Here is a 20,642-nt window from a genome sequence, read left to right on the forward strand (position 1 = left end):
ATCCTGTCGGCAGCGGCCCTCGCCCTGCCGGCGCAAGCGGCCGAGATATCGGCCATCAACCCGACGGTCTTCCTGGCCGCGATTTTCGCGTTGGCCTGTTTCGTCGGCTACTATGTCGTCTGGTCGGTGACCCCGGCCCTGCACACCCCGCTCATGGCCGTGACCAATGCCATTTCGTCGGTGATCATCGTTGGCGCCATCGTCGCGGCGACGGCCTCCGGCGCGATCAATGGCGGCTGGATCGCCAAGGCGCTGGGCGGACTCGCCGTGGCGCTGGCCAGCGTCAACATCTTCGGCGGCTTCCTCGTCACCCAGCGCATGCTGGCCATGTACAAGAAGAAGGGGGAGTAAACCGTGGAACAGTTTGCAAACACATGGGCGCCGCTACTCTACCTGGCGGCCGGTATCCTCTTCATCCTTGCCCTGCGCGGCCTCTCCAGCCCGGCGACCAGCCGGAAAGGTAACCGCAATGGCATGATCGGCATGACCATCGCGGTGGTCACGACGCTGGTCCTGCTCTGGGAAAGCCTCGACCCGACCACTTGGGCGATCCTGATCGGCGGCGCCGTAATCGGTGGCGCAATCGGCGCGCTCATTGCCCGCCGGATCGCCATGACGGCGATGCCGCAGCTTGTTGCCGCCTTCCACTCGCTGGTTGGCCTTGCCGCCGTGCTCGTCGCCGCTGCCGCGCTCTATGCGCCGCTTGGCTTCGGTATTGGTGTCGTGGGCGACATCAACCTCGTCTCGCTGATCGAGCTGTCGGTCGGCTCGGCTATCGGTGCGCTGACCTTCACCGGCTCGGTGATCGCCTTCGCCAAGCTCAACGGCAACATGTCGGGCTCGCCGATCCTGCTGCCGGCCCGCCACCTTCTGAACATCGCACTGGCTGCCGGCATTGTCGCGCTGGTCGTGGTGCTCATCATGTCGAGCGGCGCTGCGACCTGGGCGTTCTGGGGCCTCACCGTCCTTGCCCTGATCCTCGGCATCACGCTGATCATCCCGATTGGCGGGGCAGACATGCCGGTCGTGGTCTCGATGCTCAACTCCTATTCCGGCTGGGCAGCGGCGGCGCTGGGCTTCACGCTCGGCAACTTCGCGCTGATCATCACTGGCGCGCTGGTCGGCTCGTCCGGTGCGATCCTGTCCTACATCATGTGCAAGGGCATGAACCGCAGCTTCATCTCGGTCATCCTCGGCGGCTTCGGCGCTGATGATGATGGCGGCGCGTCCGCGGGTGCGCAGGTCGACCGGCCCTTCAAGCAGGGCTCGGCTGACGATGCGGCCTTCATCATGAAGAACGCGTCCAAGGTCATCATCGTGCCGGGCTACGGCATGGCGGTGGCGCAGGCCCAGCACGCCCTGAAGGAAATGGCCGAGCTGCTGAAGGAAGAAGGCGTGGACGTGAAATACGCGATCCACCCCGTCGCCGGACGCATGCCGGGCCACATGAACGTGCTGCTCGCCGAGGCGCAGGTGCCGTATGACGAAGTGTTCGAGCTGGAAGACATCAATTCCGAGTTCAACACTGCCGACGTCGCCTTCGTCATCGGCGCGAATGACGTGACCAATCCGGCTGCAAAGACCGACAAGTCCTCGCCGATCTACGGCATGCCCGTCCTCGACGTGGAAAATGCCGGCACGGTGCTGTTCATCAAGCGCTCGATGGGCTCCGGCTATGCCGGCATCCAGAACGAACTGTTCTTCAAGGACAATACGATGATGCTGCTGTCGGACGCCAAGAAGATGGTCGAGGAGATCGTCAAGGCGCTGTAGCCAATACGGCCAAGCGGCGGAAACCGGTCCCGTGGATCGGTTTCAGGCCGACATTGCAAGACCGGCGGAGCCCAGAGCTTCGCCGGTTTTTTCTTGAGGCCTGCCGCGCCATTGCAGCGCCGGCAACCGGTCCAGTTCGGGCCGCGCAAACAGGAACCCCTGCATCAGCCGGACGCCGAGGCCATACAGGACCTCGAATTCCTCTGGTGTCTCGATTCCCTCGCAGACGGGCGTGATGCCGAGGTCGCTGGTCATGTTCAGGATGTGCCGGACAATCGCCTGCTTGGCGCTGTTCGTATCGATCCCGCGAATGAGCTCCATGTCGAGTTTCACGAAATCCGGCTGGAACGCCGAAAGCAGGCCGAGCCCGGCATAGCCCGCGCCGAAATCATCGATCGCGGTTGAAAAACCCATCGACCGATAAGAGCGAAGGATGTTGAGCAGGTGATCGGTGTCCAGCCGCTCGCTCTCGGTAAATTCGAAAAGGATACGGTTCGTCGGGAAGCCGGACTCCAGGGCCGCAGATAGCGTCTTGCGGATGCAGGCACGCGGTTCATAAACGGCGTTCGGCAGGAAGTTGATGGAGAGAAACGGCGCAGCCGCGGCATCGCGCAGCCCCAGCGCCGACGCCTGCGAAATCGCCGTCACGCGGCACGCCTGGTCGAACTGGTAGCGGGTTTCATCCGTCACCCGCGACAGGACTTCCCCGGCGCCCTCGCCGGCACGCCCGCGCACAAGTGCTTCATAGGCGAAGACCTGCAAGGCGCCGAAATCAAAGATGGGCTGGAACGCCATCGTGATACCGAAATCGGTATCGGCGGCGCTTCGGCAGCGGTTGCAATCGGTCATCATCCCGGCGTTTCTCCCCTTCTCGCTGCAGTTTACGGCGGCTGGGTTACCGAGTTATTGTTTGGCTGACACCAGGCGCAGCAGAAAGCAGGTGCGAGGGCCACGCCTCTGTCATCCATTCCCGTGACGTCTGCGGAAAGGTTTCGCCAAGAGCGACGAAAGTCCCGTTGCGGGCTTTTCGCCTTGATGTAAGGTCTCGCCATTCGCAATGAGGACGACGACCTTGAAACCATCAAAACTCATCGTCACGGCTGCCGGAGCTTGCTCCGCGCTGGCCGTGCTTTCTGCCCCCTTCTCCGCCATGGCCCAGGAAAAGGGGCCCGTCACCATCGAGGCGCTTGCCAAGCTGAAGCGCGTGTCTTCGCCGGCGATCAGCCCCGATGGTGACTGGATCGCCTATGTGGTCGAAGGCCGCGTCGAGGGCGCTGACAAGACGCGCGCACAGCTCTTCATGGCCTCCGCCGATGGCAAGACCGTGCTGCCCATGACGTCGGCCTCCTATGACGCCCACAGCCCGCAATGGAGCCCGGACGGCAAGCAGCTCGCTTTCCTCGCCGCGCGCTCCGACCTTGACGAGAACGCCGCGACCCAGGTCTGGACCCTCGACATGCGGGGCGGCGAAGCGCGTGCCTATACAGACGTCACACAGGGCATCTCCGGCTTTGAATGGGCCCCCGATGGCAAGCGCATGCTGCTGATGATCCAGGATGAAGGCGAGAATGCCCGCAAGAAGCGCGAGGCGCGCGAGGCCGGCGAAGACGAGCCCGAACTGCCTTGGGTGATCGACCGCCGCCAGTTCAAGGAAGACGGTGTCGGCTATCTCGACCGCTCGCGCACCCATATCTACGTGATCGCCGAACGGCTCGCAGAGCCGGTGCAGATCACCGATGGCGACCGCGACGACCATGGCGCGACCTGGAGCCCGGATGGCACCAGGATCGCCTATGCCACCAATGTGACCGAGGACCCGGACGGCAACTACAATACTGACATCTTCGTCATCGACGCGGCCGCTGGCAGCACCCCGGTTCAGGTCACGACGAATCCGGGCGGTGAGACATCGCCGGCCTGGAGCCCGGACGGCAAGACGCTCGCCTATACGACGTCGCTGAAGCCCGAGCTGCTCTGGTATGCCACCAGCCACCTTGCCACCTCGCCCGCGACGGGCGGGTCCGTCCGGCTGCTGACAGAAAGCCTCGACCGAAACGTCTTCGATCCGGCCTGGAGCCCGGATGGCAAGTCCATCTACTTCACGATCGAGAATGAGGGCATGCAGCCGATCATGGCAGCTGATGTCCGCACCGGACGCCTCAGCCAATACGTCTCCGGCCAGTTCGCCATCTATGACTATGACGTCGCCGGCAATGGCGACCTCGCGCTGCGGCTGACCAATCCGACCCTGCCTTCGGAAATCTTCCTGAAATCCGGCCGCCAGCTCACCCAGGTGACGCGGACGAATGAAGCGGTGCTGGATACGCTCGACCTCGCCAAGCCGCAATTTGTCTCCTTCGACAATCCGGACGGCATTTCGGTCGATGAATTCATCTATCCCGCCAAGGACGTCACCGGCCCGGCCCCGGCCATCCTGTTCAATCATGGCGGCCCGGTCGCGCAATATGACTACAGCTTCGAACCCTTCGCCCAGCTCTTCGCGGCCAACGGTTATGCGACCGTCATGGTCAATCCGCGCGGCTCAAGCGGCAAGGGTGAGGACTTCAAGAAAGCGATCTTCGCCGAATGGGGCGTGAAGGATTTCGCCGATGTCATGGCGGGCGTCGACACGGCCGTCGATCTTGGCCTTGTCGATCCAGACCGCCTCGGCGTCGGCGGCTGGTCCTATGGTGGCATCCTGACCAATTACGTCATCACCCAGACCGACCGGTTCAAGGCAGCGGTCAGCGGCGCCAGTGAAGTCAACTACACGGCCAATTATGGCCACGACATCTACCAGCGCGAATGGGAGATCGAGCTCGGCCTGCCATGGGAAAACCAGGAAGGCTGGGACGCCATCTCGCCCTTCTGGGACGCACCGAAGGTCACCACGCCGACGCAATTCATGGTCGGCCAGGAGGACTGGAACGTCCCGGCAATGAACTCCGAGCAGTTTTATCTCGCGCTCAAGCGGCTCGGCATCGACACCAAGCTGGTCGTCTATCCCGGTGAGGATCACTCGATCGACCGGCCGAGCTTTGTCGATGACCGCTACCAGCGGTTCATCGACTGGTACGACACCTATCTGAAGCCGTAAGGCAGATGCCGGTTTCCGGCCTGCGCCCTAGCGGGCGTGGGCCGGGCCGAAGATCAGCGCGTTTGCGACCAGCAGGTTGAGACCATTCAGGTAGGCGCGCGTGAACGGGCTTTCGGTGAAGGCGATCACCATGCCCTCGCCATGCGGCTCGACCATGACGAAGGGCTTGAAGGCGATCTGGGCCCGGTTCTCTTCCCAGAGATAGCCGCTCGCCAGCAGCTCATCGGCGGCTGCAAAGTGGAACACGTTCGTCCCCTCATCTGCCATCAGCGGGCGGTAGACGCTGGACCCTGCATAAAGCGCGATCGTTTTCGCATAGCCCGACGACAGCCAGTGGTCGGTGTTGGCAACGACATTGGCGAGCACGCCCGGAACATCGTCCGGCGCAGCGTCCGGGTCTGCGATCATGGCGTCATAGGCATCCTTGCCCGCGATGTGCGTGCCGTCAGCCCGGGTCTCGTCCTCCTCGCCTTCGCCTGACGCTTCTGCAGCCGAGTCGCCATCGGCATAGGCCTTTTCCAGTTTCGTCGACAGCAGGCCCGCATCCGCGCTCGCCAGGAAGTCGACAGCGCCGCCGACGCCAACCAGGACGCCGCCCTGCTCGACAAAGGATTTGAGCGCTGCGGCGCCGCCGTCTCCGAGACGGTGCGCAAAATCGCCCGACGTATCGGGCACGATCAGCACGTCATATTTGCCAAGATCGGCCCCCGCCAGATTGTTCACGCGGATCGGCGCGACCGGAACGGAAAGCTGGCGCTCGATCACGTAACGCGTCGCGCCGGTTTCGGTCGGGATCGTGCCCTCGCCCCAGGCCATGGCGACCCTGGGCATAGCCACTGTCTTGAACTTGTCGCTGCCATAGTTGGGTCCGTCTTCGACCCAGCTGGTCTGCAATGCGACGACTTCGGCGCCGATTTCGCTCGCCATCCGGTTCAGCATCGCGCCAAGCCCTGCGGTATTGTCGGCGACGGGGAAGATGATCGTTCCGCGCGGGAAGGACCGTCCGCCGGCGATGAAGGCCTCTTCGGTCGCCTTGCCGACAGCGCCCTCCTTCAGGGCCGCCAGGGCGAGTTTCGCGCCGCCCGTATCGGTCCACGGGATGGCATAGCCAAAGGCCGCATTCGGTGCCGTCACGGCCGGGATCGGGTCATCGGCGCCCACCAGGCTTGCCGACGACAGGTTCACGCGTGAGCACGTCGAGCTGGTCACGCCATCCATGAGCGGCAGCGACCAGGCCGTCACATCGTAAAGCTCGTGATTGAGCCCGCGGTCACGGCGCCCTTCCTGTTCGGCAACATAATCGACCGGCAGTTCGGTTTCCTTTTCGAGCAGCGTCGCGATGCGTCGCCCGGCCGGCTGGGCGCGGTCAACGACCAGGGCACCGGACGGATAGCGCGTGCCGCAGGCCTCGAAGCCCGGTCCAACGCGCTGGACGGCAATCTCCTGGGCGGCGAGCCGGCGGCCGAGATCCTCGACCTGCCATCTGCGCTCGGCGAGGTCGAAGATGAAATAACGGCTTTTCGACTTACGCCCTTCATCGGCCACTTCGCTGCGATAGTCGGCAAAGTCCCCGAGGAACAGGTCGTGATTGTTCGCGACGACTTCAGCCGTCGACAGGGTGGAGATGAAGTGGTGCTCGACGCCGTCGCGATAGGTCAGCATGCTGCCGTCCTTGCGCTGGTATTCGAGGCCACGGGCAGAGCCCTGCTCATAGGTCATCGCCACCGCGCCGCCGAGCTGCGGCCACATGTCGGCATAGCCCGGATAGAAGGCATCATAGACTTCGCGGGTGAAATATTCGAAGCCGCGGCTGTCAAACCATCGGGCATGATTTTTCCCGATCAGGGTCTGCTTGGCGCGTTGTTCGTCTCTGATATAGGGATTGAACGGGTCAGCCGATGGCGCGAAGAAGTAGGTCTCCTCGCCGCCCATTTCGTGGACGTCCACAACGACGACCGGATACCAGTCCAGCATCTGCTCGACGCGGCCGACGGTTTCCGGTTGCGTCATCGCAAACCAGTCGCGGTTCATGTCAAACAGGTAGTGATTGTAGCGCCCGCCCGGCCAGGGCTGGTCATGTTCGGCGGTTGCCGGATCGGCGGATGTTTCAAGGCCGCGCGCAGCTTCGAAGGATGCCTTGAAGCGGGCGCGCCCGTCGGGGTTCTGCATCGGGTCGATGATGACGATGGTCTCGTCGAGGATCCTGTCGACCGTCGCATCGTTTTCTGCAGCGAGCAGGTGATAGGCGAGAGCGAGCGCGGCATCGGTGCTCGAGATTTCATCGCCATGCACGCCATAGGACAGCCAGACAACGGCCGGCGTCCGGGCGACCAGGTCCGCGCGCTCACCCGCCGAAAGCGTGCCAGAAGCGATAGACTTGATGTCGGCCTGGATCTCGTCGATGCGGGCCATGTTCTCCGGCGAGCTGATGACGCCGTAGACCAGCTTCCGGCCTTCCCAGGTGCGCGCATACTCATTGAGCTTCATCCGGTCCGGGGCGGCGTCGGCCAGCATTTTCATGTAGGCAAGCGCATCGGCAGGCGCGGTAATCTCCTCGCCGGGAGAATAGCCAAAGGTTTCCTGAAGCGTCGGAATGGCCGGATCGGCCTCGATGTCGATGAAGGACTGCGCCACCGAAATTGGTGATAGCCACGCCGCAGCGGCCATCAGGCCGCCAATCAGGAATCCACGCATAAGTCTCTGAACCTCCCCAATACGATGCAGGCATATTAATTGGAGAGCAGAGCCAAAATACAGGCTTGTGCTGCTTTCAAGCAGATTCCCCCGGCGAGTGTGTCACCGAACGGCTTTTGATGCGGCGGCAGGCAGGTTGTGGTCAGAGCGCCAAACCGCAGGACGGTGTGGCTGGCTGGTCAGTCTTTTGGCGTCACATCCGGATCGGGGACGCTGTAGGCATCTTCAAGACGGCGGCCATCGGGCATCTTCCTGACGGCTGCATGTTTGCCGACCTGGGTACTGGAGGCATCATCGGTATCGTCATTCGGAACGTTCGGCACGCGCTCATCGGACATGCCGGTCACGAGATCGGCCTCGTGCTCCTGCTGATTGGCCACAGGCGAGCCGTCCTTGTACCCCGCAGCGTTCGTGGGCTGGTCTTCGACATCCTCGCCTTTCTTGAAGCCTTCGCCATATCCGCGCTGGCGTTCGACTTCCTCGATTCTCTGATGGTCGCGATCGGCCATGAATGTCTCCTTTGTCATCTGTTGCCATAAAAACGGGCAACCCCGCACGCTGGTTCCCCGGCTCTGCCAGCACGGCCCCCTTCGCCAGCCCCGAAACGCTCCGAGATGGACAGGGTCTGCGACGCACGTCATGACGTTGGGTCATGGGGCGATCTCTGAACATTGCCGTTTGCGGGGCCGGGATCGGAGGCCTTTCGGCCGCTGCCCTTCTGGCCCGGCAGGGACACAGCGTCACCCTGCTCGACCAGTTTGACGCGCCTGCCCCGGTCGGCTCTGGCCTGATGCTGCAGGTGACCGGCCTCACCATCCTCGACCACCTTGGATTGGCAGACGATATCCGACAGCTCGGCAGCCCGCTGAAGCGGCTGTGGGGCCTGACGACACCGTCGCAGCGCCCGGTCCTCGATGTGCGGTTCGAGCATCTGCGGGCCGGGCTCGTCAGCTATGGCGTGCAGCGCGGGCTCCTGTTCGACCGGCTTCTGGCGGCCGCGACACAGGCCGGCGCCAAATTGCTCACCTCCCGGCGCGTCGAAAGCGTCGATGCGAAGACGGGCGACATCATCCTGGAAACGGGGGAGTTCCTGAAAGGCTTCGACCTTGTCGTCGATGCGCTCGGCGTGCGCTCGCCCCTGACGCGAACACCGCGCAAGGAACTCGCCTATGGCGCACTCTGGGCCACCCTGCCCTGGCCGGCAGACGGCCCGTTCGACGAGACAGCGCTGGAGCAGCGCTACAAGTCGGCCCGCAAGATGGCCGGTGTCATGGCGTCGGGCCGCACAGCCTCGAACGGCCCGGTCAGCCTCACCTATTTCTGGTCGATCCGCCGCGATGACGAGGCCGCCTGGCGCGCCGCGCCGCTGGACGACTGGAAGCGCGAAGCCCGCGCCCTCTGGCCGGAGACCGAGCTTCTGCTCGACCAGGTCAGCTCGCATGACCAGCTGACCTTTGCGCGCTATCGCCACCGCACACATCCCGATCCGCTCGGTGGCCCGCGCCTCGTTCATATTGGCGACGCCTGGCATGCCGCCTCACCGCAGCTCGGCCAAGGCGCGAACATGGCGCTGCTGGATGCCTGGGCCCTCTCGCTGGCGCTGGAAGGGTCCGAGGACATTCCCCACGCGCTGGCCCGCTATGTCGCCCTGCGCCGCAACCATATCCGCCTCTATCAGGCGATGAGCTGGCTGTTCACGCCGGTCTATCAGGGTGACAGCCGCATCATGCCCTTCCTGCGGGACTGGCTTGCTGCCCCACTCACCCGCGTACCGCCCGCGCCGAAGCTGCTCGCCGGCATGGTCACCGGCGCGTTCGGATCGCCGCTGAAAAAGCTCGGCCTAAATCCTTCTTCCGGGGCCACATCTGGGCCCTGATCTGGACCCGGCCCGCACCCCGTGCGATGAGGCGAGGCTCCTATTGGTTGCAAATGCAAAGAGTGCCCATGCCTGCCGATCTCGACATGCTGAAGACCATCGAACAGCGCCTTCTCTGGCTGTCGGCCTGGACGGTCCACAATGCCAACAACATCCGGCCCAAGGAAGAAGGCGCGGTGAAGGTCGGCGGCCACCAGGCCTCCTGCGCGTCCATGGTGCCGATCATGACGGCGCTCTACTTCCATACGCTGAAGCCGGAAGACCGCGTCGCGGTGAAGCCGCACGCCTCGCCCGTCTTTCACGCCATGCAGTACCTGATGGGCAACCAGACGCGCGAGAAGCTCGAGACCTTCCGCGGCTGGGGCGGCGCGCAGTCCTATCCGAGCCGCACCAAGGATGTCGACGATGTCGACTTCTCGACAGGGTCTGTCGGCCTCGGCGTCGCGGCCACCGCCTTCAACTCGCTGGTGCAGGACTATATCGCTGCGAAGGGCTGGTCGAAGGACATGAAACTCGGCCGGCAGGTCGCCCTCGTCGGCGATGCGGAGCTGGATGAAGGCAATGTCTATGAATGCCTGCAGGAAGGCTGGAAGCACGACCTGCGCAACACATGGTGGGTGATCGACTATAACCGCCAGAGCCTCGACGGCGTCGTGCATGAGGGCCTGTGGGAGAAGATCGACGCCATCTTCAAGGCCTTCGGCTGGCGCACCGTTGTGCTGCGCCACGGCGTCCTGCAGCGCGAAGCCTTCAAGGAGCCGGGCGGCGAAGCCCTGAAGGAATGGATCCAGTCCTGCCCGAACATGGATTATTCCGCCCTCACCTATCAGGGCGGCGCGGCCTGGCGCAAACGCCTGATGAACGACATTGGCGACCAGGGCGATGTCTCGAAACTGCTCGACAAGCGCTCGGATGAAGAGCTCGACGCGCTGATGAACAATCTCGGCGGCCAATGCCTGAAAACCCTCACCGACGCCTTCGACGCCATCGACGACGACAAGCCGACCGTCTTCCTCGCCTACACGATCAAGGGCTGGCAGACGCCGCTCGCCGGGCACAAGGACAATCATGGCGGCATCATGAACAAGGCCCAGTTCGCCGACTTCCAGAAACAGATGGGCGTGCCCGAAGGCGAGGAGTGGGAAACGTTCGCCACCGTCGATGATCCCGACGCCCTCAAGGCCTTCCTCGATGACGTCCCCTTCTTCTCCAGGGGCACGCGCCGCTACAGTGCGCCGGAAGTCAAAAGCCCCGGCCCCGTCTGGCTCGATGACCGCGAGCTTGCCACGCAGGCCGGCTTCGGCAAGATCCTCGACAGCCTCGCCAAGTCGAAATCAGACCTCGCCGACCGCATCGTCACCATGTCACCGGATGTGACCAGTTCGACCAACCTCTCGGCCTGGGTAAACCGGCGCTCGCTGTTTGCGCGCCGCGAGGTCTCCGACACCTTCAAGGAGCAGTCGATCCCCTCGACCCAGAAATGGGAGTTCTCCCCGGACGGCCAGCATTTCGAACTCGGCATCGCGGAGATGAACCTCTTCCTCCTGCTCGGCCAGGCCGGCCTTGCGCACAGCCATTTCGGCGAGCGGCTGATCCCCATCGGCACGCTCTATGACCCCTTCGTGATGCGCGGCCTCGATGCGCTGAACTATGCCTGCTACCAGGATGCACGCTTCATCTTTGCAGGCACGCCGTCGGGCATCACGCTCGCCCCGGAAGGCGGCGCGCACCAGTCGGTCGGCACCCAGCTGATCGGCATGAGCCAGGACGGACTTGTCAGCTTCGAGCCGGCCTTCCTCGACGAGCTGTCCATCATCATGGACTGGAGCTTCGACTATCTCCAGCGCTCCGGCGAGAACGATCCGGACGAGCGCACATGGCTGCGCGACGAGACCGGCGGCTCGGTCTATCTGCGCCTGTCGACCCGGCCCATCGAACAGCTCGGCCCCCGCAACCGCGACGATGAGGAATTCCGGCGCGGCGTTGTCGACGGCGCCTACTGGCTGCGCGAACCGGGGCCGAATTGCGAAGTCGTCATCGCCTATCAGGGAGTCGTGGCGCCGGAAGCCATCGAGGCGGCCGGGCGCATCGGCAACGACCGCCGCGACATTGGCGTGCTGGCGGTCACCTCCGCCGACCGTCTCAACTCAGGCTGGACCGCCGCCCGCCGGGCCCGCGCCCGCGGCCACAGCTCGGCGATGAGCCAGATCGAGCGGCTGATGGCGAAGGTGCCGCGCGACGCGACCCTGATCACCGTCACCGACGGCCACCCGGCCACCCTTGCCTGGATCGGCTCGGTCGCCGGCCACATGACCGCCCCGCTCGGCGTCGAGCATTTCGGCCAGACCGGCACCATCCCGGACCTCTACAAGCACTACCAGATCAACACCGACGCCATCGTCAACGCCGCCCAGCATCTGAGCGCAGGGCGGCGGATCAGGCTGGCTGGAAAGGTCTAGCTGACGGATTGGAGACGAAGAAGGCCAAGGCAGCCGCACCAGCGAACACAAGCTGCCCGCCCTTCCCGTCTCCACATTCGCGGTCGAAAGCCCCGGATGCCCGGACATGAGTGGGTAGATGTCCCTATTTCACCGGCCTCCATTTCCCGTATCTTGATCGCTCCCCGCAAACAGGTTCAGGCATCTGCCCTCCTCTTGCCGGGTCGGGCGATGACGGTCTGTCGCGTCGCCCATACGCCGCACGGGAGGTCCTGAATGGCTGATGCTGGCAAGACTGAGTGGGACACGATTGTCATCGGTTCGGGCATGGGCGGCATGACCGCTGCCGCAGCACTGTCGAAGTTTGGTCACAAGGTCCTGTTGCTTGAGCAGCATCAGACGCTGGGTGGACTGACGCATAGCTTCTCCCGCGATGGGTTCAGCTGGGATGTCGGCCTTCACTATCTCAGCCGCCTTGCCCCCGAGGACCGCGAGCGCGAACTGCTCGACTGGCTCTGCGACACGCCCATCGACTTCGTGTCGCTGGGGGCGATCTACGACATCGTGCAGATCGGGTCCGCCGAGCCGCTATCGCTGTCGCGTCCATACGAAGCGCAGGAAAGGGACCTCAAGGACCGCTTCCCCGACCAGGCCGAAGCGATCGAGGCCTGGACGCATGCGCTGCGTGAAGGGCGCGATGCGATGATGAAGATCATTCCGACCCGGGCCATGCCAAAGGTTGCGGGCGACATACTCGACTGGTGGAACCGGCACGCCCTTGCAAAATGGTGCGCCAGGACAACGCGGGAGGTCATCGACGATATTACCGACGATCCGGACCTCGCAGCCGTATTGGCATCGCAATGGGGCGATCATGGCGGGCGGCCCGGCAAGGCAAGCTTCGCCATGCACGCCCTGATATCGGCGTCCTATCTGTGGAGCGGGTCCTGGTACCCGGTCGGCGGCAGCGCGGCCTTCGCCCAGCACATGCTGCCGACCATATCCCGGCATGGCGGGGAAATCCGTGCGGGGGTCCGCGTTCGGGAGCTGATCGTCGATGGCGGTACTGTTGTCGGGGTCCGCACAGATGATGGCAGCGAAATTTATGCCCGGCGTGTGATCTCGGACATCGGCGCACGCGAAACGATCGACACGCTGTTGCCCGATGCCTGCGGGCACGAAAGCTGGATAGACGAGGTCCGCTCGCTGCCCTCCAGCATCGCCCATTTCACCCTGTTTCTCGGCTTCGAGGGCGACATCGAAGCGGCCGGTGCAACGAAGGCAAATCGCTGGATCTACCCGAACGCAGAGACCGACGCCGTCTGGACGAATGCTCCCGACAGCCCGCCGCCGCAGATGACGGTTGCCTTCGGTTCGCTCAAGGATCCGGAACACGATCCCGGGCCGGAACAGAAACATACCGGCCAGGTGCTGGCCTGGACCCACTGGTCCACCGTCGCGGAATGGGCAGACCTGCCGGCCGGCCAGCGCGGCGAAACCTATGCCGATTTCAAGCGCCGGGCCGAAGCCATGCTGATGTCGCAATTCGAGCGGTACTTCCCCGATCTTGCCAGGCTGGTTGTGTACAGGGAACTGGCGACGCCCCTGTCCACCGTCACCTTCACCGGGCACCGCAAAGGCGCGTTTTACGGCCTCGACGTGACGCCTGAGCGCGTCCTGTGCGACGGGCTGCGCGCCCGCACGCCCATTCCGGGCCTGTTTCTTGCCGGTCAGGACGTCGCAACCCCGGGCATTCCCGGCGCCCTATGGGGCGGCCTGATGGCTGCCGCCAGCGTCGATGTGAAAGTGCTGTCGAAATTCAGGCACTAAGGGCACGTGATGACGTCCGCAGCAGTCGCGTGGGACGGGCCTGACCGACCGGCCGCAGGCACTGGCGTTGCAGCCCTTACTGGAGCAGGTCCTCGTAAAGATAGCTGAACCGCCGGTGAGAAGACCGGTCGTTTTTCAGATCGAGTTCGTTTCGCCGGTTGAAGAATGCTTTGCGGTCCCTGGCCGGAACATCCACATGCATCTTCGCAATGTCCCTGGGCTTGTTTGGTGTGTGGCCATCATTCATGAGGTCTCTCCCAATGCATTTGCGGTCCAGCGGAGGGGCTTCAGGTTCACGCAAACAGCGTGAAGGCAGTGCCGACCAGCAATGTGTAGGCAAGCACGGCGGCCAGGATCAGGAAAATCTGGTATGAATTGCCGACCGTGGACTTGGTCAGGGTGACCGCCTGGGTCATCAGGTCCGGCCAGGTGTAGGAGACGAAATCGCCCTGCGTCATGATCGACGTCAGCCGGCCGTCTTCATCGACAATGGGCAGGCGCCGGAACCGCTCATTCGACATGATCCGCAGCCAGTCGATCAGATTGTCGTTCTCGCTGGCGACCCTGAGTTCGCTTGTCATGATCTCGCCGACGGACGTGTCAGCCGGATTGCGTTCCTCGGCGACGGTCCGCCGCATGATGTCCCGCTCGGTGACAAGGCCGAGCACTTTCCGGTCACCGTCCACCACGACAATGGCGCCGTAATTCTTCGACGACATCTTTTTTGCAGCGCCGAGAATGCTCTCCTCTGGGCCACAGGTGAGGGGATCGGGCTTGGTCGTATATTCAACGCGGTCTTTGATTTTCATAGGCTTCTCGCTTTCCCCACTCCAACTGTTCCGAAGCGCAGACCTGTCAAGAAAGGCCCCGGATCCAGCCGCGCGGACGAAGGCGGGTGCCCAGTCATGCTTTGCTTGGGATGATATGGCGCGCAGTCAGCCGCTCGGGCGAGTGTCGGCGCCCGACACGTCGGCCAGACCGGCACCCTCCCGGACCTCTACAAACACGACCCGATCGACACCGACGCCATCGTCGGCGCGGCCCAGCATCTGAGCGCGGGGCGGGGGATCAGGCTGGCGGGAGGTTAGGCTTTTTTTGACTGCATACAGCTAAAAGTCTCCATTCTTGATTATGGGAGACAAGCATGAAATCAGGCTCAGAGTTATTCAAAGACGGTAAAGCGAATATGCCGAGCAAGGCGGAAGTCAGTGAGCAAGCGATTGATCGCGTGTTTTCATCTGAGCCTCGGCTCACAGACATTAAGGCCAATTTTAGCCACTTGGTCCAAGAGGTAGAGAGAGTAGCCTACGAGATTTATCTCGAATCCGAGTCTCGCGTTTACTCCGAACTATTGGACGAATTCGTAGGAGACGGATCAAATAGAATCATAAATGAAGATAAGTTTATTGTACTAAATCAGTTTTTTACCAGTCTCTCGAATTCACGAAAAAGTCGTGCTGGCGATACGTTCGAGCTGAACATCAAAAATATGCTGGAGCGCTTGAATTATCCGTTTGTGCATCAGGCGAAGCTGGGCGACGACCGCCCCGATTACATCATGCCCACACAAAGCCATTATGAAGCCCTTCCTGCTGACTGTATCATTTTTACGTGTAAACGCACTCTAAAGGAACGCTGGAAGCAGATTGTTAGCGAAGGCTCGACCGGGACTACATTCTTTCTCGCTACGATCGATGAAAAAATATCAGGTAGCGGCCTAAAGAACATGGCCAGCAAAAACGTTCAGGTAGTGGTTCCTCGAAAGCTCAAGCATGACAAGTACAGCGAGTACCTGAACGTAATTAGCTTCGAGGATTTCATCGAAGACCACTTGGATCCTGGCGTCGAACGGTGGAAAAAACGAGGGATACTTTAGGATTTGATTTCCTCTCCTAGCGCGGTCAGGCGATCCAACAGCTTGCTGGATTCGACGCGGAGTTCGCATTCCCAAAGCTCGATAACTTGCCATCCCTGCTTTTCAATTTTTTCCCGGTTGGAGCGATCCCGAGTTCGATTGGATTCAATTTTTTTGCGCCAAAAATCTGGACGTGTTTTCGGCCACTTGAACAGGTGACATTCGTGGCCATGCCAGAAGCAGCCGTGGACAAAAATTGCCGTCCGGTATTTTGGCAAGACCAAATCCGGCTTTCCGGGTAGCCGTTTATCGTGAAGCCTGTAGCGAAACCCCATCGCGTGCAGGCCCCGTCGCACAATCATTTCTGGTTTCGTGTCCTTGCCACGAATGCCGGACATCATGCGGCTTCGGACTTCTGGCGGGACTATATCAGCCAACGGCGGCCAGCCTTGCTCCCCGATAGAGATCCTTCTGAGCCGGTTGGGCAGGAGACTTGTCGCCAACCGCCTTTCGGATATGTGGCTCCATCAGCTCGGCAATAGCCTCAACAACCGGCACAACAACCGAGTTACCGAACTGCTTATAGGCTTGCGTGTCAGATACACACTGGGACCAGACGCGATTACCCTTTTCAAACCCCATGAGCCGCGCGCATTCCGTGGGGGTCAGGCGGCGCGGACGCTTTCCTTTGCCACGGTCGACCAGAACCTCCGAGCCGTCCTTGTAATAGCGGGCCGACAAGGTTCTGGTCACATCATCGGGACCGCACAGACCGAAACCGAAGCCATTTCCTGCCTTGGTATGCTTCTCCTTGTAGGCCTGAAGATAAGCCCAGAGCTTTTCGGTCAGGATGTACTTGTCATCGACCTGGTCTTCAGGTTCGAGGATATCGCCCAGTTTGGGCCAGGGCTGGTCCGGAATCTGAAGATCTTCAAAGCTGAATCCGGATTTCTTCTTGAACCCGACCAGAAAGATACGTTCGCGCTTCTGCGGTACCCAGGGCTCTGAACTGATGATGCGATCTTCGACATGGTAGCCGAGCTCCTCGGTCAGGACCTTCATGATGGTCGCGTAGGTCCTGCCCTTGTCGTGATTACGCAGGTTCTTGACGTTCTCCAGAAGGAAGGCCTTGGGCTGGTGCCGCTGGATGATCTTGGCAACGTCAAAGAAGAGCGTGCCCTGCGTTTCGTCCAGAAAACCATGCTTGCGCCCAAGAGAGGTCTTCTTGCTCACACCCGCAATGGAGAAAGGTTGGCATGGAAAACCGGCCAGCAGCACATCATGCTCCGGGATCATGTCCAGCGTGGCATCATTCTTCGTGAACTCCCGAATGTCTCCATTGAAGACGTGGTCTTCGTCCTCGGGGAAATTCCGCGAATAGCTTTCCCGACAGAAACGGTCCCATTCGCTGGTGAAGACACATTTTCCGCCGATCCCCTCAAAACCGATCCGGAGGCCTCCTATACCGGCGAACAGGTCTATGAACCGGAACGCAGGCTCCGCGACCAGGGGACGCCGCTGCGCGACTTTCTGCTCCAGGATGATGATTTCCGCATGAGCCGGTTCGGACTCACCTTTCTCGTAGCGCCTTACCGTTCTCTCGGAGATTCCAAGTTCGCTTGCCACTTCAGCCAATGTCATCCCTAGATCACGCCTGAGTTCAGCGAAGCGGGTAAGGTCTGGGTCTGACATGGCGCAAATCCTCTGGGACAATTTTTGACAAACTGTCCTGATTTGACTCGGGCAACAAGCCTTAAGTTCGTTTTTTGTTCTGACTTTCCACAGCTGATATCCGCACCACTCCTGACACACCCCTGTCAGCAGCGCCCCCTTTACCTCTCCCCACCCCTGCCCCATCTTCTGCGGCATGGCTCCTCCCCCTGCTTCCGGCGTGCGTGACGCCTCTGCGACATTCGACTGGTCCGGCGCGGCGCGTGATGCGGCGGGCGGGCTGCCGTCCGACAACTGGACGCCGCACCGGCCTGACCGGCAGTGGGAGAAGATCGAGGGCGGCAAGCGCTTCAAGGTCGCCTCGGAATACGAACCGGCGGGCGACCAGCGCACCGCCATCCCGGAACTCGTCGAAGGCATCACCGCCGGCGAGCGCGACCAGGTCCTCCTCGGCGCGACGGGCACCGGCAAGACCTTCACCATGGCCAAGGTCATCGAGGCGGTGCAGCGCCCGGCCCTCATCCTCGCGCCCAACAAGACGCTCGCCGCGCAGCTCTATGGCGAGATGAAATCCTTCTTCCCGGACAATGCGGTGGAGTATTTCGTCTCCTATTACGACTACTACCAGCCGGAGGCCTACGTCCCGCGCTCGGACCTCTATATCGAGAAGGAATCCTCCATCAACGAGGCCATCGACCGGATGCGCCACTCCGCCACCCGCGCCATCCTGGAGCGCGACGATGTGATCATCGTGGCGTCGGTGTCCTGCATCTACGGTATCGGCTCGGTGGAGACCTACACCTCGATGACCTTCAAGCTCGAGGAAGGCCAGCAGATCGACCCGCGCCAGGTCGCCGAGAAGCTCGTCGCGCTGCAATACACACGCAACGACACCGCCTTCCAGCGCGGCAGCTTCCGCCTCAAGGGCGACGTGCTCGACATCTTCCCGGCGCACTATGACGACTGCGCCTGGAAGCTCAGCTTCTTCGGCGACGAGCTTGAAAGCATTGTGGAATTCGACCCGCTCACCGGCAAGAAGATCCAGGACCTGCCGGCCATCAAGCTCTACGCCAACAGCCACTATGTCACCCCGCGCCCGACGTTGAACAACGCCATCAACTCGATCAAGGCCGAGCTGCGCGAGACGATTGCCCACTTCGAGAAGCACAACAAGCTGCTCGAGGCCCAGCGCATCGAACAGCGCACCACCTACGACCTCGAAATGATGGCCGCCACGGGCAGCTGCAACGGCATCGAGAACTATTCGCGCTACCTCACCGGCCGCAAGCCGGGCGAGCCGCCGCCGACCATGTTCGAATACCTGCCGGACAATGCCCTCGTCTTCGTCGATGAGAGCCACCAGACCGTGCCGCAGATCGGCGCCATGTTCAAAGGCGACTTCAACCGCAAGTCCACCCTCGCCGAATACGGCTTCCGCCTGCCAAGCTGCATCGACAACCGCCCGCTGAAATTCCCCGAATGGGAGGCGATGCGCCCGCAGACCATCCACGTCTCGGCCACCCCCGGCCCGTGGGAGCTCGACCAGACGGGCGGGGTGTTCACCGAACAGGTCATCCGCCCGACCGGGCTCATTGATCCGCCGGTCGAAGTGCGCCCGGTCACCGGCACCAAGGAGAACGGCAATATCAACCAGGTCGACGACCTCCTCGCCACGGTGAAGGACGTCGCCGCGCGCGGCATGCGCTCGCTCGTCACCACGCTGACCAAGAAGATGGCCGAGGACCTCACCGAATATCTGCACGAACAGGGCGTGCGCGTGCGCTACATGCACTCCGACATCGACACGGTGGAGCGCATCGAGATCATCCGCGACCTGCGCCTCGGCGAGTTCGACGTGCTGGTCGGCATCAACCTGTTGCGCGAGGGGCTCGACATCCCGGAATGCGGCTTTGTCGGCATTCTCGATGCGGACAAGGAAGGCTTCCTGCGCTCGGAGACCTCGCTGGTCCAGACCATCGGGCGCGCGGCCCGCAATGCCGAGGCGCGCGTCGTGCTCTATGCCGACAAGGTCACCGGCTCGATGCAGCGCGCCATGGACGAGACCGAGCGGCGCCGCGAGAAGCAGATCGCGCATAATGAGGAACACGGCATCACGCCGACCACGATCAAGCGCGCCGTGGCCGACATCCTCGCCGACCTCGGCGAGAAGCCCGGCGGCAAGTCCCAGCAGCTCAAGGGCGGCAAGTCCCGCCGCACGGGCCGCGGCGTTGCCGAAGACAAGGCGCCGAAGCTCGAAGCAGGCGCGGGACACAACCTGCAGGCCGTCATCGCCGACCTCGAAAAACAGATGCGCGAAGCCGCCGCGAACCTGGAGTTCGAAGAGGCGGCGCGGCTCAGGGATGAGGTGAAGAAGCTCCGCGAAAGCCGCGAAGGGCTGGAAATGGGGCTTTAGAAGCGCCCTCCTTCCGCATCTTCTTTAACTTTGTGGTAGTGCGAACGCCTATCAGCTAATAACAAGCTAAAGGGATATAGCGCTGTGGCGGCGAGATCAAAGACGCAATATTGGCTCGTGGCGGTGGTTTGCTTTCAAACTGTCGCAATCCTTTTCCTAGCGTTTAGCTCCTTCGAGCTGCGGTTAAAGCCGATCTCGATGACTTACGCGGATTGGATCGCAATTCTCTTGACTGCAGTAGCGGTAATCGTTACCGTTCTCGCTTTGTTCCTCGGCATCCTGGCTTTCGTTGGTTGGCAAACATTCGACAAACGAATTCGACAGCGGGTGGTTGAATATATCAAGACAGGCTTCAGTCGAGACGGAGATTTGCGCGAAGAACTTGCTGAAGCGGTGGAGAGGGCTTCGTATGACATTGCAGCTAATGGCAAACAGCAAAACGACAATGAAAACGGCGAAGAGAACGATGCTGACGTTTAATCGTATTCGTCCGTGGAGCCCTGAATGGAACAGGCTTGGTGAAGCAACTCAAGAAGTGCTTTTGGGCTTCCTTCAGGAAGCTCCGGTTAAAATATCGCGCATCTGCAATGCTCTTAGCATCAAGGTCGTAGCAGCGCCCTTGCCCGCACGGATTTCTGGAGAAATTCGTTATAATCCAGAGGACGAAAGTTTTAAAATCAAGGTCAACAGGTACGAGTCGTCAAACCGCCAACGTTTTTCTGCAGCGCACGAGCTCGCACATTATTTACTGCATCGAGATCTGATAATTAAGGAAGGTAGCATTGTTGACAATGTGCTCTTCCGGTCGAACGTCTCCAATATGGTGGAAGCGCAAGCAAATCGACTAGCAGCTGACCTTCTGATGCCTATTCATCTGTTGCGCGAGTACATTAATGCGCACGAAGCAAATCAGAACGATGATACATTTATAGTTGAAATGGCCCAAGATTTTGGCGTATCAGAAATGGCGCTACGTTTCCGTCTAGGTATCTAAT

General features: G+C 61.7%; 17 protein-coding genes. 10 read left to right on the plus strand and 7 right to left on the minus strand.

The genetic code is table 11. The features are described from left to right. Positions 1 to 45 precede the first annotated feature (45 nt). Together D1223_RS14730 and D1223_RS14735 are read left to right on the plus strand one after the other, a co-directional pair. Entirely contained in the window at positions 46 to 351 is a 306-nt protein-coding gene (locus D1223_RS14730; protein WP_119377331.1) for a proton-translocating transhydrogenase family protein, read from the plus strand. Between the two features lie 3 nt (positions 352 to 354). Beyond that, positions 355 to 1,773 carry an NAD(P)(+) transhydrogenase (Re/Si-specific) subunit beta gene (locus tag D1223_RS14735; RefSeq protein ID WP_119377204.1) on the plus strand — a complete coding sequence of 473 codons (1,419 nt, stop codon included), beginning with the start codon at positions 355 to 357 and terminating at the stop codon, positions 1,771 to 1,773. Between the two features lie 42 nt (positions 1,774 to 1,815). Here the strand turns inward: D1223_RS14735 and D1223_RS14740 are convergent, their stop codons facing one another. Next, positions 1,816 to 2,625 (minus strand): EAL domain-containing protein, encoded by an 810-nt coding sequence (locus tag D1223_RS14740; protein ID WP_119377205.1) that lies wholly within the window; start codon positions 2,623 to 2,625, stop codon positions 1,816 to 1,818. Positions 2,626 to 2,845: 220 nt separating this feature from the next. Here D1223_RS14740 and D1223_RS14745 point away from each other — a divergent pair, with 220 nt between their 5' ends. Then, positions 2,846 to 4,870, plus strand: a complete 2,025-nt coding sequence (locus D1223_RS14745; protein ID WP_233353193.1) for a S9 family peptidase — start codon at positions 2,846 to 2,848, stop codon at positions 4,868 to 4,870. Between the two features lie 27 nt (positions 4,871 to 4,897). Here the strand turns inward: D1223_RS14745 and D1223_RS14750 are convergent, their stop codons facing one another. After that, positions 4,898 to 7,564 (minus strand): M14 family zinc carboxypeptidase, encoded by a 2,667-nt coding sequence (locus tag D1223_RS14750; RefSeq protein WP_119377206.1) that lies wholly within the window; start codon positions 7,562 to 7,564, stop codon positions 4,898 to 4,900. A gap of 179 nt (positions 7,565 to 7,743) precedes the next feature. Next, on the minus strand, positions 7,744 to 8,073 hold the full coding sequence (locus D1223_RS14755) for a hypothetical protein (protein ID WP_147372855.1): 330 nt from the start codon (positions 8,071 to 8,073) through the stop codon (positions 7,744 to 7,746). A 143-nt stretch (positions 8,074 to 8,216) separates the two neighbouring features. Here D1223_RS14755 and D1223_RS14760 point away from each other — a divergent pair, with 143 nt between their 5' ends. The 3 genes from D1223_RS14760 to D1223_RS14770 all read left to right on the plus strand — a co-directional run bounded on the left by D1223_RS14760 (position 8,217) and on the right by D1223_RS14770 (position 13,708). Next, positions 8,217 to 9,440 carry an FAD-dependent oxidoreductase gene (locus tag D1223_RS14760; protein WP_119377208.1) on the plus strand — a complete coding sequence of 408 codons (1,224 nt, stop codon included), beginning with the start codon at positions 8,217 to 8,219 and terminating at the stop codon, positions 9,438 to 9,440. Positions 9,441 to 9,508: 68 nt separating this feature from the next. After that, positions 9,509 to 11,899, plus strand: coding sequence for a transketolase (locus D1223_RS14765; RefSeq protein WP_119377209.1), 2,391 nt, complete (start codon positions 9,509 to 9,511; stop codon positions 11,897 to 11,899). 255 nt (positions 11,900 to 12,154) lie between these two features. Then, a complete protein-coding gene (locus tag D1223_RS14770) occupies positions 12,155 to 13,708 on the plus strand; it encodes a phytoene desaturase family protein (RefSeq protein WP_119377210.1) in 1,554 nt (517 codons plus the stop codon). 76 nt (positions 13,709 to 13,784) lie between these two features. On the opposite strand, the gene D1223_RS18865 is transcribed toward D1223_RS14770, so the two are convergent. Together D1223_RS18865 and D1223_RS14775 are read right to left on the minus strand one after the other, a co-directional pair. Further along, positions 13,785 to 13,955 carry a hypothetical protein gene (locus D1223_RS18865; RefSeq protein ID WP_158588500.1) on the minus strand — a complete coding sequence of 57 codons (171 nt, stop codon included), beginning with the start codon at positions 13,953 to 13,955 and terminating at the stop codon, positions 13,785 to 13,787. 46 nt (positions 13,956 to 14,001) lie between these two features. Further along, a complete protein-coding gene (locus D1223_RS14775; RefSeq protein ID WP_119377211.1) occupies positions 14,002 to 14,517 on the minus strand; it encodes a CBS domain-containing protein in 516 nt (171 codons plus the stop codon). 335 nt (positions 14,518 to 14,852) lie between these two features. Here D1223_RS14775 and D1223_RS14780 point away from each other — a divergent pair, with 335 nt between their 5' ends. Then, the gene (locus D1223_RS14780; RefSeq protein ID WP_119377212.1) at positions 14,853 to 15,584 is read left to right on the plus strand and encodes a type II restriction endonuclease; all 732 of its coding nucleotides are present in this window, start codon (positions 14,853 to 14,855) and stop codon (positions 15,582 to 15,584) included. Here D1223_RS14780 and D1223_RS14785 read toward each other — a convergent pair. Continuing rightward, positions 15,581 to 15,964, minus strand: a complete 384-nt coding sequence (locus D1223_RS14785; RefSeq protein ID WP_233353194.1) for a very short patch repair endonuclease — start codon at positions 15,962 to 15,964, stop codon at positions 15,581 to 15,583. The genes D1223_RS14780 and D1223_RS14785 overlap by 4 nt on opposite strands. Positions 15,965 to 15,992: 28 nt before the next feature. Then, complete coding sequence (gene dcm / locus D1223_RS14790; RefSeq protein ID WP_119377214.1) at positions 15,993 to 17,255, minus strand: DNA (cytosine-5-)-methyltransferase; 1,263 nt, start codon at positions 17,253 to 17,255, stop codon at positions 15,993 to 15,995. A gap of 175 nt (positions 17,256 to 17,430) precedes the next feature. Here dcm and uvrB point away from each other — a divergent pair, with 175 nt between their 5' ends. From uvrB to D1223_RS14800, 3 genes are all read left to right on the plus strand, one after another. Then, positions 17,431 to 19,647, plus strand: coding sequence for an excinuclease ABC subunit UvrB (gene uvrB, locus D1223_RS14795; RefSeq protein ID WP_119377215.1), 2,217 nt, complete (start codon positions 17,431 to 17,433; stop codon positions 19,645 to 19,647). A gap of 84 nt (positions 19,648 to 19,731) precedes the next feature. After that, on the plus strand, positions 19,732 to 20,127 hold the full coding sequence (locus D1223_RS18755) for a hypothetical protein (protein ID WP_147372857.1): 396 nt from the start codon (positions 19,732 to 19,734) through the stop codon (positions 20,125 to 20,127). Beyond that, on the plus strand, positions 20,093 to 20,641 hold the full coding sequence (locus tag D1223_RS14800) for an ImmA/IrrE family metallo-endopeptidase (RefSeq protein ID WP_158588501.1): 549 nt from the start codon (positions 20,093 to 20,095) through the stop codon (positions 20,639 to 20,641). The genes D1223_RS18755 and D1223_RS14800 overlap by 35 nt, the downstream gene beginning before the upstream one ends. The last annotated feature ends 1 nt before the right edge of the window (position 20,642 follow it).

Origin of the sequence: Henriciella mobilis, assembly GCF_003576285.1 — a bacterium.
Lineage (GTDB): Bacteria > Pseudomonadota > Alphaproteobacteria > Caulobacterales > Hyphomonadaceae > Henriciella > Henriciella mobilis.

Bases quoted from the DNA above. Each gene is read 5' to 3' on its own strand.
- D1223_RS14780 (WP_119377212.1), top strand. From the start codon at position 14,853: ATGAAATCAGGCTCAGAGTTATTCAAAGACGGTAAAGCGAATATGCCG.
- D1223_RS14775 (WP_119377211.1), bottom strand. From the start codon at position 14,517: ATGAAAATCAAAGACCGCGTTGAATATACGACCAAGCCCGATCCCCTC.
- uvrB (WP_119377215.1), top strand. From the start codon at position 17,431: ATGGCTCCTCCCCCTGCTTCCGGCGTGCGTGACGCCTCTGCGACATTC.
- D1223_RS14770 (WP_119377210.1), top strand. From the start codon at position 12,155: ATGGCTGATGCTGGCAAGACTGAGTGGGACACGATTGTCATCGGTTCG.
- D1223_RS14755 (WP_147372855.1), bottom strand. From the start codon at position 8,073: ATGGCCGATCGCGACCATCAGAGAATCGAGGAAGTCGAACGCCAGCGC.
- D1223_RS14760 (WP_119377208.1), top strand. From the start codon at position 8,217: ATGGGGCGATCTCTGAACATTGCCGTTTGCGGGGCCGGGATCGGAGGC.
- D1223_RS18865 (WP_158588500.1), bottom strand. From the start codon at position 13,955: ATGAATGATGGCCACACACCAAACAAGCCCAGGGACATTGCGAAGATG.
- D1223_RS14750 (WP_119377206.1), bottom strand. From the start codon at position 7,564: ATGCGTGGATTCCTGATTGGCGGCCTGATGGCCGCTGCGGCGTGGCTA.
- D1223_RS14800 (WP_158588501.1), top strand. From the start codon at position 20,093: ATGAAAACGGCGAAGAGAACGATGCTGACGTTTAATCGTATTCGTCCG.
- D1223_RS14740 (WP_119377205.1), bottom strand. From the start codon at position 2,625: ATGATGACCGATTGCAACCGCTGCCGAAGCGCCGCCGATACCGATTTC.
- D1223_RS14785 (WP_233353194.1), bottom strand. From the start codon at position 15,964: ATGATGTCCGGCATTCGTGGCAAGGACACGAAACCAGAAATGATTGTG.
- dcm (WP_119377214.1), bottom strand. From the start codon at position 17,255: ATGTCAGACCCAGACCTTACCCGCTTCGCTGAACTCAGGCGTGATCTA.
- D1223_RS14765 (WP_119377209.1), top strand. From the start codon at position 9,509: ATGCCTGCCGATCTCGACATGCTGAAGACCATCGAACAGCGCCTTCTC.